Source organism: Mesorhizobium sp. (assembly GCF_004962925.1).
Lineage (GTDB): Bacteria > Pseudomonadota > Alphaproteobacteria > Rhizobiales > Rhizobiaceae > Mesorhizobium.
The window spans coordinates 5,944-7,714 of sequence record NZ_SUEO01000265.1; the positions used below are offsets into that span (position 1 = coordinate 5,944).

At 61.8% G+C, this 1,771-nt stretch carries 2 protein-coding genes, 1 pseudogene and 1 riboswitch; all 3 genes and pseudogenes read right to left on the reverse strand.

Annotated elements, in window-relative coordinates; translation table 11 throughout:
* Positions 1–170: pseudogene (locus tag E5W87_RS31845) on the reverse strand (dihydroxyacetone kinase); the annotation flags it as partial.
* 75 nt (positions 171–245) lie between these two features.
* The gene (locus E5W87_RS31850) at positions 246–719 is read right to left on the reverse strand and encodes a 6,7-dimethyl-8-ribityllumazine synthase (protein ID WP_292406838.1); all 474 of its coding nucleotides are present in this window, start codon (positions 717–719) and stop codon (positions 246–248) included.
* 75 nt (positions 720–794) lie between these two features.
* Positions 795–941, reverse strand: a riboswitch (FMN riboswitch).
* Positions 942–1,069: 128 nt separating this feature from the next.
* Positions 1,070–1,771, reverse strand: a 702-nt coding sequence (locus E5W87_RS31855; RefSeq protein ID WP_292406840.1) for a molybdopterin cofactor-binding domain-containing protein, incomplete at its 5' end; no start/stop codon positions are given.

Genomic DNA, 1,771 nt, shown 5'->3' on the forward strand with positions numbered 1-1,771 from the left:
CCGCCGCCGATGACGAGGCCGACCTTACCTTCCCGCGGCCCATCGCGGGCGATGATGGAGCGCGGACTCCCCTCAGCGCTTGTCAGATGGCGGGGATGCGCGGCCAGGATGCCTTCCAGCATCTCGTCGACGGTGCGGTTGCCGTCATTGATGATCTTCTTGGTCTGCACCTGCATCCTCCCGATTTCGGTATTTTCGCAGATAGTACAGCGTGTTACCGGGATTTCCACCCGGGGACGGACATTTCACGCGACGATACGTTCGCGCGCGGCCAGGATCTGCACGCAGGCATTGGCTGCCTCTTTGCCCTTGACCTGGAAGTGCTCGAAGAAGAAGCGGTGATGCTCCGCACTGTCATGGTAGTTGTGCGGGGTGAGCACCGCCGAAAGCACCGGCACGCCGGTGGACAATTGCACATTCATTATGCCGTCGATGACCGCGCTAGCCACGAATTCATGCCGGTAGATGCCGCCATTGACGACAAATGCCGCGCCGAGGATCGCTGCATAGCGACCGGTCTCGGCAAGCGTCTTTGCATGCAGCGGAATCTCATAGGCGCCCGGCACGTCGAAGATATCGACGGCAAAGCGTTTCTCCCCGAGAACCGCCAGTTCCGCCCCGAACGCTTCAACGCACTGGTCGACGATGTCGGCGTGCCAGCGCGCGCGAATGACGGCAACGCGGATCGTTTCATACTCTTTTTGGGAATGCTGATTCATGGGTCCATCCTTCCGTTTCGAACCAGAATCAGGACGCACGACACGGAATCCGAACCGCGAAAGCGGACGTCTTCCGTTCGTTCTCTTCCATCCGGACTGTGACCGTCGGCTCCGGAATCACACCGGATCTGCTGACCCCTCCGGCTAACCGGAAAGCGCTCGCGGGCTTGGGCCGAAACCCTTACCGCCGGTGGGGACTTTCACCCCGCCCTGAGAACATTGACGATGTTTGTATGGAAGGGGCGGACGGCGCTGTCAACCACAGACGTCGTCGCCGGTGGCGCAGAAATAGCGATCCGTTCCGACCCGATCGTCCTTGAGGGCGAGGAAGGAGCTGATAACTTTCAGCGTCAAATGGCGATCACGGGCAAGGCAGGCAGCACCTTGTCCAAGGTGATGGGAAATTCACGCACTCGCACGCCGGTCGCGTTGTAAATGGCGTTGGCGACAGCAGCCCCCGCACCGCAGACGCCGAGTTCGCCCAGACCCTTCGCGCCAAGTGGATTGGCCTTGTCGTCATGTTTCTCGAGGAAGACGACCTCCATCTCGGGGACGTCGCCGTTGATCGGGACATGATACTCGGCAAGATCGTGATTGACAAAGTGGCCGTAGCGCGGGTCAAGCACTGTCTGCTCCATCAGCGCTGCACCGATCCCCCAGGTCATGCCGCCGATGATTTGCGAGCGCGCGGTCTTGGCGTTGAGGATACGGCCCGCGCCCATCACAGCCAGCATCCGGCGCATGCGGATCTCACCGGTATCGCAATCGACAGCGACCTCGGCGAAATGCGCTCCATAGGAATGCTGTGAGTAGGCCTTGTACGACTCGGTGACAGCGCCCGCGGCCACGGAGCCTTCGGCCTCGAACCCGTCGGGAGCGATCCTTCGGATGAGGTCGGCTAGGCTTGCCGACCGCTGGCCGACCCTGACCTCGCTGTCGGCAAAGCTTGCCTCGGTGGCGTTCGCGCCGCGTAACGGTGAGGCCTCGTTCGACTGCGCCGCCTCCAGGATGCGTTGCTTGAGGGCTTGGCAGGCGTTATGCAGCGCCGACCC

What these genes read in the sequence shown, in the direction of transcription:
- E5W87_RS31850 (WP_292406838.1), bottom strand. Translation starts at nt 719, where the DNA reads ATGAATCAGCATTCCCAAAAAGAGTATGAAACGATCCGCGTTGCCGTC.